The 8,494-nt window shown below is 74.4% G+C and carries 7 protein-coding genes; 4 read left to right on the top strand and 3 right to left on the bottom strand.

What is annotated here, in order from left to right:
- Positions 1–1,387 (top strand): carboxylesterase/lipase family protein (locus I4I78_RS09960; RefSeq protein WP_218610968.1); only part of this gene is annotated, 1,387 nt, incomplete at its 5' end.
- Here I4I78_RS09960 and I4I78_RS09955 read toward each other — a convergent pair.
- Positions 1,374–2,297, bottom strand: a complete 924-nt coding sequence (locus I4I78_RS09955) for an NADP-dependent oxidoreductase (RefSeq protein ID WP_218610967.1) — start codon at positions 2,295–2,297, stop codon at positions 1,374–1,376. The genes I4I78_RS09960 and I4I78_RS09955 overlap by 14 nt on opposite strands.
- A gap of 141 nt (positions 2,298–2,438) precedes the next feature.
- On the opposite strand from I4I78_RS09955, the gene I4I78_RS09950 reads away from it, so the two are divergent.
- Entirely contained in the window at positions 2,439–3,281 is an 843-nt protein-coding gene (locus I4I78_RS09950; RefSeq protein WP_218610966.1) for a helix-turn-helix transcriptional regulator, read from the top strand.
- 62 nt (positions 3,282–3,343) lie between these two features.
- Positions 3,344–4,291 (top strand): alpha/beta fold hydrolase, encoded by a 948-nt coding sequence (locus I4I78_RS09945; RefSeq protein ID WP_218610965.1) that lies wholly within the window; start codon positions 3,344–3,346, stop codon positions 4,289–4,291.
- Positions 4,292–4,336: 45 nt separating this feature from the next.
- On the opposite strand, the gene I4I78_RS09940 is transcribed toward I4I78_RS09945, so the two are convergent.
- On the bottom strand, positions 4,337–5,047 hold the full coding sequence (locus tag I4I78_RS09940; RefSeq protein WP_218610964.1) for an HAD family hydrolase: 711 nt from the start codon (positions 5,045–5,047) through the stop codon (positions 4,337–4,339).
- 342 nt (positions 5,048–5,389) lie between these two features.
- Here I4I78_RS09940 and I4I78_RS09935 point away from each other — a divergent pair, with 342 nt between their 5' ends.
- Entirely contained in the window at positions 5,390–7,003 is a 1,614-nt protein-coding gene (locus tag I4I78_RS09935) for an AMP-binding protein (protein ID WP_218610963.1), read from the top strand.
- A 15-nt stretch (positions 7,004–7,018) separates the two neighbouring features.
- Here the strand turns inward: I4I78_RS09935 and I4I78_RS09930 are convergent, their stop codons facing one another.
- Positions 7,019–8,473 (bottom strand): MFS transporter, encoded by a 1,455-nt coding sequence (locus I4I78_RS09930; protein WP_218610962.1) that lies wholly within the window; start codon positions 8,471–8,473, stop codon positions 7,019–7,021.
- Positions 8,474–8,494 lie beyond the last annotated feature (21 nt).

Raw genomic sequence — 8,494 nt, 5'->3', positions numbered from 1 at the left:
CGGCGAGCACTACCGCGCCATCCCCTACGCCGCCGCGCCCGTCGGCGCCGGGCGTTTCGCCGCACCGGCCCGCCACCCGGGCTGGGACGGCGTCCGGGACGCGACCCGGCCCTCCCCCACCGCGCCGCAGCCGCTGCGGGACTTCGGCCGGCTCGACATGAGCCCCTACTTCGGGCCCGGCTGGGTCCGGGGCGAGGAGTACCTGACCGTCGACGTCCGTACACCGGCGGCCGACGGCGACGCCCGACCGGTGATGGTCTTCGTGCACGGCGGCGGCTTCGTCACCGGATCGAGCCGTGCGGCGCTCTACGACGGGCGCGCGTTCGCCCGCGACGGCGTCGTGCTGGTCACCCTGAACTACCGCGTCGGCATCCCCGGCTTCCTCGACCTCGACGGCGCCCCGCCGAACCGCGGTCTGCTCGACGTGCTGGCCGCGCTGCGCTGGGTGCGCGAGACGATCGCCGCGTTCGGCGGCGATCCCGGCGACGTCACCGTGGCCGGGCAGTCCGCGGGCGCCACCCTCGTCGGCGCACTGCTCGCGACACCGGAGGCCGAGGGGCTCTTCCGGCGCGCGATCGTGCAGAGCGGCAGCGGCACCGGGGCGTTCACCCCGGAACAGGCGCGGCGGGTCACCCGGGCGGCCGCCGACGCGCTGGGCGTGGACCCCACCGCCGCGGCGTTCGCGCGGATCCCGGACGAGCGCCTCCTCGAGGTCCTGCCGGCACTGTCCGGCCTGGACCTGCGGACCGCGGCGGCCGACGATCCGCTGGTCGGCCTGAGCCCGTTCAGCCTGGTCCTGTCCGAGCAGCCCGCGGACTCACTCGCGAACGGGCCGGCGGCCCACGTCGACCTCCTGATCGGCACCAACACCGAGGAGGGCCACCTCTACCTGGTACCCCAGGGCCGTCTCGACGGCTCGACGACCGCCGACGTGCTGGCCCTCGCGGCGCGCACGCACCCGGACCCGCAGGCCGCGGTCGACGCGCTGGTGGCCGAGCGGCCCGGGGCGACGGCGGGCGAACTCCGCTCCGCGCTTCTCGGACAGGCGCTGTTCGGCACCGGCACCGCACGGCTGGTCGAGGTCCACTCCCGGATCTCCGGCGGCCGCACCCACCTCTACCGGTTCGGCCACCGCTCGTCGGCGCTGGACGGCCGGCTCGGCGCCACCCACACCGTCGAGCTGCCGTTCGTGTTCGACGTCGCCGACGAGGCGTGGCTGCACGGCCCCACCGGGCTGCTCGGGCCGGACGAGGCGCCGGCCGGTCTCGCCGCGCGGATGCACGGCGCGTGGGTCGCGTTCGTCCGCACCGGAGACCCCGGCTGGGACGCACACGGCGCCGGGAACCACGCCGGGGACGAGGCCGTCGGGCTCTTCACCGGAGCGTGACCACGATCTTGCCGTGCACGCGGCGCCCGGCCTGCAGCGTGACGGCCTCGCGGATCTGCTCGAGCGGGAAGCTCCCCGCGACGGGCACGGAGATCCTTCCGGCCACGATCGCGTCGGCTATCCGCTCCACTGCGCCCGGCGCCGCCTCGGACCCGCCGGTGGGACGCACGCCACCGGGAGGGTTGGGGCCGGCCGCGATCGTCGAGATCCGCTCCGGGGCGACGCCGAGCGTCAGCGCCGCCTCGGCCGTCTCCGTGCCGAACAGGTCGGTCGCCGCGCTCACCCCTGCGGGAGCCAGTGCCCGGACCCGGTCCGCCAGCCCTGGGCCGTGTGCCACGGGCTCGGCGCCGAGCCGGCGCAGGAACTCGAAGGTGCCCTCCGAGGCCGTGCCGATCACGGTCGCACCGGCGAGCGTCGCGAGCTGGGTGGCGAGGACACCGACGCCGCCGGCGGCGCCGCCGACCAGCACGGTGTCGCCCGAACGCAGGCCGATCGCCGCCAGGGCGGCGGACGCGGTCGCACCGGCCACGGCCAGGGTGGCCGCCACCTCGTCGTCGAGGCCCTCCGGTGTGTGCCAGAGCGAGTCGACCGACGGCCTGAGCACCACGAGGTCAGCCACGGCCCGTCCCAGCGCGCCGCCGTAGACGCGGTCGCCCACGGCGAAGCCCGTGACGCCGTCGCCGACCTCGTCGACCGCACCGGCGAGGTCGGAGCCGAAGCCGGACGGGACGATGATGCCGAACTGCGCCGCCACCTGCGGCTGCGAGGAGATGATCCAGTCCATCGGGTTCAGCCCCGCGGCGGCCACCCGGACGCGGACCTCACCCGGCCCGGCGTGCGGCTCCGGGACGTCTCGCAGTTCCAGCACCTCGGGGCCCCCGAACGCTTCGTACAGGACAGCTCGGCTCATGACGGCCTCTCACGCTACGGTGATGGAACTTTGTCCCATCACCGTAGCAGAGGTGACGGGACCACGTCCCATGAGCGAAAGGTGCGGAGCCTGGGTGTCGCACGTCCTGGCACATCCGGTTCGGCGGCCTAGGCTGAATTTGTGATCATCGGTCCCGTCGCCGAGTTCCTGCGCGCACGTCGAGCCCAGGTGCGTCCCGCGGAGCTCGGCCTCCCCTCGACCGGGAACCGCCGGGTCCCGGGACTGCGACGCGAGGAGGTCGCGGCCGCCGCCGGGATCAACGTGGACTACCTCGCGCGGCTCGAGCAGGGCCGTGAGCGCAACCCGTCCGGCCAGGTCGTCGACGCTCTCGCCCGCGCGCTGCACCTCGACGACGAGGCCCGTGCACATCTCCACCAGCTCGCCGGCACGCCCGCTCCGCCCCGCCGGCCGGTTCCGCCGACACCGCCGTCCCCGGAGCTGGTGGCCCTGCTCGAGAACGGCGTGCGGGGGCCCGCTCTCGTCCTCGATCCCCGGCTGGACGTGCTGGCCTCCAACGTGCTCGCCCGTGCCCTGTTCTCGCCCTTCGGCGAGCTGGACAACCTGGCGCTCATGGTCTTCCTCGACCCCGCGGCGCGCGAGTTCCACCAGCCGTGGGAGCGCGCCGCCCACGCCACGGTGACGAACCTGCGCCGGGGGTGCGTGGCCGACTCCGGGCACGCCCGGCTGAAGCGACTGGTCGCGCACCTCACCCGGCACAGCCCGGAGTTCGCCGACCTGTGGAGCAGCCGGCACGTCCGGGGCGCCACCGATGGCGCCGAGCGGTTCCGGCACCCCGAGGTCGGCGGCCTCACCCTGCACCGCCAGGGGTTCGACGTGCGCGACCACCCCGGCGTCCAGCTGGTCCTGTTCCACGCGGAGCCGGGCAGCCCCGACGCCGAGGCGCTCTCGCTGCTGGGAAGCCTGCACACCACCCGGGAGTCACCGGGCCACCACCACGCCTGAGGGCCGCGCCCACGGCTCCCCGTCCCCGTCCACGGCTCCCCGTCCCCGAGAAGGAGAAACCCATGGCCGTGCAACCAGGACCTCCGGCGCGCGACGTCTTCGTCCCGCACGCGTTCCCCGAGAACCAGATCGATCTCGGCGAGATCGTCCTCAACTACGCCGAGGTCGGCGCGCCCGACCGGCCCGCGCTGCTCCTGCTCCCGGAGCAGACCGGGTCGTGGTGGAGCTACGAACCCGCCATGCGCCTGCTGGCCGAGCACTTCCACGTGTTCGCGGTCGACCTCCGGGGCCAAGGACGCAGCACCTGGACACCCCGGCGCTACAGCCTCGACAACTTCGGCAACGACCTGGTGCGGTTCATCGCGCTCGCCATCGGGCGCCCGGTCGTCGTCGCCGGCTGCTCCTCGGGCGGGGTGCTCGCCGCCTGGCTCTCCGCCTACGCGATGCCCGGGCAGATCCGCGGCGCCGTCTGCGAGGACGCGCCGTTGTTCTCCTCCGAGCTCACCCCGGCGCACGGAACGGGCGTCCGCCAGGGAGCCGGTCCGGCGTTCGAGCTGTACCGCGACCATCTCGGCGACCAGTGGTCGGTCGGCGACTGGGCCGGGATGGTCGAGGCGGCCAGGCGGTCCCCGCACAGGATGGTCAGGCTCTTCGACATGTCCGACCAGCCGCCGCAGAGCCTCAAGGAGTACGACCCCGAGTGGGGCCGCGCCTTCTTCGAAGGGACGGCCGGGGTGAACTGTCCCCACGACCGGATGCTGGCGCAGGTGAAGACCCCGATCCTGATCACCCACCATGCGCACTCGACCGACCCGGAGACCGGCGAGGAGATCGGTGCGTTGTCGGACCTGCAGGCCGACCGGGCCCAGGCGATCATCCGCGAGGCGGGCGTCCCCGTCGACTACCGGTCGTTCCCGGACGCGGCGCACGCCATGCACACCACCGAACCGGCCCGCTACACCGACGTCCTGACTGCCTGGGCCGCGACGCTGCCCCCGGCCGCCGGCTGACGGCGGCGCCGCACCCCATATCGACGCCGACGCTCGCCGTCTGCGCTACCGGGAGCGCCGGTCGAGCTGCGCCAGGGCGGCCGGTAGCTCCCGGGCGTCGTCCACCTCGAGCGTCGGCGCCGGCCCATCGGGGTCGATCCGGTGTCCCGGGCGGACGAGCCGGATCGTCGGGATACCGGCCTCCAGCGCCCCGCGGACGTCGCGCGCCGACGCGGCCACGTGCACGAGTCCCGGTGCCGCCCGCAGTGCCCGGCGGTAGATCTCCGGCGACGGCTTGAACGCCCCGAGCCCCTCCGAGGTCAGTACCCACCGCGGATCGACCAGCCGGTGGGCGCGCGTGGTCACGACCAGCTCGTCGTCGACGTTGGACAGGATCCCGACCGAGGCGCCCGCCGCGACCGCCGACACGCCGTCCTCGACGTCGCTCCACAACGGCCACTGCGCGACGCTGCGCCACAGGAGATCGATGTCGGCGCCCGGACGTCCGCGCAGTCCGAGATGGTCGTACGCGGCGTGCAGGGCCTCGAGCGACAGCGCGCGGAACGTCGTCGGTGCATCCGCTCCGGCACGGCGCTGCTGCTCCTTGTTGTGCCGGTCCCAGACGTCGTAGACCTCCTCCCCCGCCACCTTCCAGCCGTGCTCCGCGCCGAGCGCGGTGAAGGCGGCGGAAGCTCCGCGGCGGGCGTCGGTCAGCGCACTGAACAGGTCGAACGTGACCACCCGCGAGGGCTCGCGATCCCTCGACACCTGCTGCATCCCGGCACCTTATCGACACGCGAAATACGGCTCATCGTTGTCGTGGTCGACTTGAGTTCAAGGAGCGCGACTCGGGAGACCCTGACGCGCATCTCGCGTGTGCCGGCGGTCACGGTCGGGGCGCGGGGGGCAGGGCGCGCCGGCACGACCGGCGAACCGGGCCGGGGCGCCGTCCCGGGCCGGTCGGCGCGGTGATCGGCGGGCGGGTACCGATGAGGGCCGTCGACGGCGTCGATCGGTACCGAACCGCCGATCACACGCGTATTTGGCCCGTGATCGTGACCACCCCGACTGTTCACAAGGACGATCACGGGTAATCGCTCCGGGATGAGCGGACACAGCATGGTCGGAACACCGGTCCTCCCGGCGCGCGCCGCGAGTTACCGCGACGAGGGGCACTGGCGGGACCGCACCCACCTCGACGACCTGCGCGACGCGTTCTCGCAGGCCCCCGACCGGCGGGTGCTCGTCGACCGGTCGCAGGGCGGGCGGCGCGAGATGAGCGTCGCCGACCTCGTCGACCGGACCGAACGCCTCGCCGCAGGTCTGAGCAGGTTCGTGAGCCCCGGGGAGCCGGTGGCCTACCTGCTCCCGAACCGGTGGGAGGCGATCGCGCTGTTCTACGCCTGCGCCCGGATCGGCGCGGTCGCGGTACCGATGCCGACCTCGCTCGGGCCCACCCAGGTCACGCAGCGTCTGCGCTCCACCGGCGCCGTGCTCGCGGTCACCAACGAGGCCGGGACCACCTCGGTGCTCGCCGACGTCGCGGACGACCTGCCCGCGCTGCGCACCCGCGTCGCGATCGACGCCGCCCCGGAGGGGGTGCTCGACCTGCACCGCGACGTGGCCGCCGAGCCGCACCGGGCGCCGGACGAGCCGTCGCCGGACGAGATCGGCTCCGACGACGTGGCGCTGGTGCTGTTCACCTCGGGAACGACCGGTACGTCCAAGGCCGTCCTGCACACCCCGAACACGCTGCACGCGAGCGTGCGCGGGCAGATGGGCTCGCTGCTCTCCGGCGACGACGCACCGCGCGTGCTCACGCCGTCGGTCGCCACGCACGCGATCGGGATCATGGCCTCGGTGCTCAGCCCCGTCGTACACGGCCACGACGCGGTCCTCGTCGACGACGACAACGCCTCCCACGTCCTCGCGGTCTGCGCCGAGGAGGACGTCACGCTGCTGATGGTCGGGCCGAGCGGGTACGACGGGCTGCTCGACCGGGTCGGCGACGGGGCGACGCCCCCGCCCTCGCTGCGCACGATCGCGCTGGGCGGCGCTCCGCTCGCGGACGCGGTGCGCCGCAAGTCCGACCGGATACCGGCCGTGCTGCGCATCCACTGGGGGATGACCGAGGTGCCCGGCGGCGGTGTGAGCGGCGGTGACGACGACGAGGCCACCTCCTGGCACACGATGGGCCACCCGGTGCCGGGCCTGGAGCGGGTCGCCGACGACGGTGCGGACGGTGGTGGTGGGATCGCCCCGGTCCACGTGCGCGGGCCGCAGGTCTGCGTCGGGATCGTCGACTCCGGCGACGGGTCGACGGTGTGGACCCCCGCCGACGACGACGGCTGGTTCGCCACCGGTGACCTGGCCTCGGCCGACCCGACCGGCGTGCTCGCGTTCGTCGACCGCGCCTCGGACGAGATCAAGGGGCCCAGCGGCATGATCATCCCGACGGCCGAGGTGGAGGAGTTGCTGGCCGCGCACCCCGATGTCGGCCAGGTCGTGCTCGTCGCCTACCGGCCGGGGGTGCAGGCCGAGGCGCCCGCCGCGGTCGTCGTGCCGCAGGACGGCCGCGAGCCCGACCTGGACTCGCTGACCCGGTTCCTGCGCGAGCGCGGGACCACCGAGTGGTACCTGCCCCAGCGCGTCGAGATCGTGCAGAGCCTGCCGCGCAACCCGCAGGGCAAGGTGGACAAGAAGGCACTGCGCGCACAGCTGGACAAGAGCTGAGGCCCGGCCCGCCGGTCACCGTCGACGGGCGGGCTCCGGCTCGGCGCCGCGGCCACGGTGACGTCCCCGCACGACGTCGGAGACCCCGAGGGCGAACGAGGCGAGCACGAACACCAGCACCGCCGCCAGCCCGGCCGAGATCGCGGTGTCGTAGCGCCCGGCGGACCCCGAGAGCACGGCGAAGAACGTGGAGGCGACCACGGCGATGCCCAGCGAGGACCCGATCCGCTGTGCCGTCTGCTGCATCCCGGCCGCCGTGCCGCCCTCGTCGGTGGGCACGTTCCGCAGGGTCAGCGCCTGGTTCGGCGTGATCACGAACCCGCTGCCGAGCCCGGCCACCAGCAGCGGCCCGGCGGCGAGGAACCCGGTCGTCGGGTCGCTGCGCACGGACACCACCGCGACGACGGCGCCCAGCCCGGCCGCCATCACCGCCGACCCGGCGACGACCAGAGGCCGCCCGAACCGCCCGACGACGCGTCCGCCGAACGCGGCGGCCACCGCCGACCCGACGGCGTAGGGCAGCGTCGCGAGACCGGCCTGCAGCGCGGTGTAGCCGAGGCCCTGCTGCAGGTAGACGGTGAGCACGAAGAAGATCGCGGTGGACCCGGCGATGTAGAGCGTGCCGACGGCGGTACCGAGCCGGTAGCCCGGGCTGCGCAGTACCGCCGCGCTGACCAGCGGGTCGTGGCCGGCGGCCCGGTACCGGCGCTCCCATGCGACGAACGCGACGAGCAGCACCGCGCCGGCGGCGACCGTCCACCACGGCGCCGCCGCGATGTCGCGCTCGGCGAGCACCAACGGCAGGAGCACGGCGAACACGGCCAGCCCGAGCAGGACCGACCCCACCGGGTCCAGCGACGTCGCCGACGCCCGGTCACGCGGCGGGTCGGCCGGCAACCACCGCCGCGCCAGCGCCAGCGCCGCCAGCGCGAACGGGAGGTTCACCAGGAACACCCATCGCCACCCGTCGACCGGCCCGGCGATCTCGAGCAGCACCCCGCCGACCAGCGGGCCGACCGCCGTCGACGTGGCGTTCACGGCGCCGTACAGGCCGAACGCCCTACCCCGCTCGCGGTCGCCGAACATCTGCTGGATCAGGCCGAGCAGCTGCGGGTTGAGCAGACCACCCGCGGCGCCCTGCACGAGTCGGGCGGCCACCAGCCAGGTCGCGGTCGGGGCCAGGCCCGCGGCGACACTGCTCACCGCGAACAGCACGAGCCCGGCCGTGAACATCCGCCGACGTCCGCGCGCGTCGCCGAGACGCCCGCCCGGGATCAGCGCGAGCCCGAACGTGAGCGTGTACCCGGCGACGATCCAGGACAGGTCCGACGGCGAGGCGCCGAGCCCGGTACGGAACGCGGGTAGCGCGACGTTCACGATGCTCACGTCCAGGAAGATCATCACACCGGCGGACATGCAGACGCCCAGCGCCCTCCACCGGTCCGGGTACGCGTCGGTGGCAGAGCTCATCGGCGGGACCTCCTCCTGTGT

The organism is Pseudonocardia sp. KRD291 (genome assembly GCF_019263595.1).
GTDB lineage: Bacteria > Actinomycetota > Actinomycetes > Mycobacteriales > Pseudonocardiaceae > Pseudonocardia.
The sequence above is the reverse complement of the archived record's forward strand: the minus strand, read 5'-3'. Positions and strand labels throughout refer to the sequence as shown.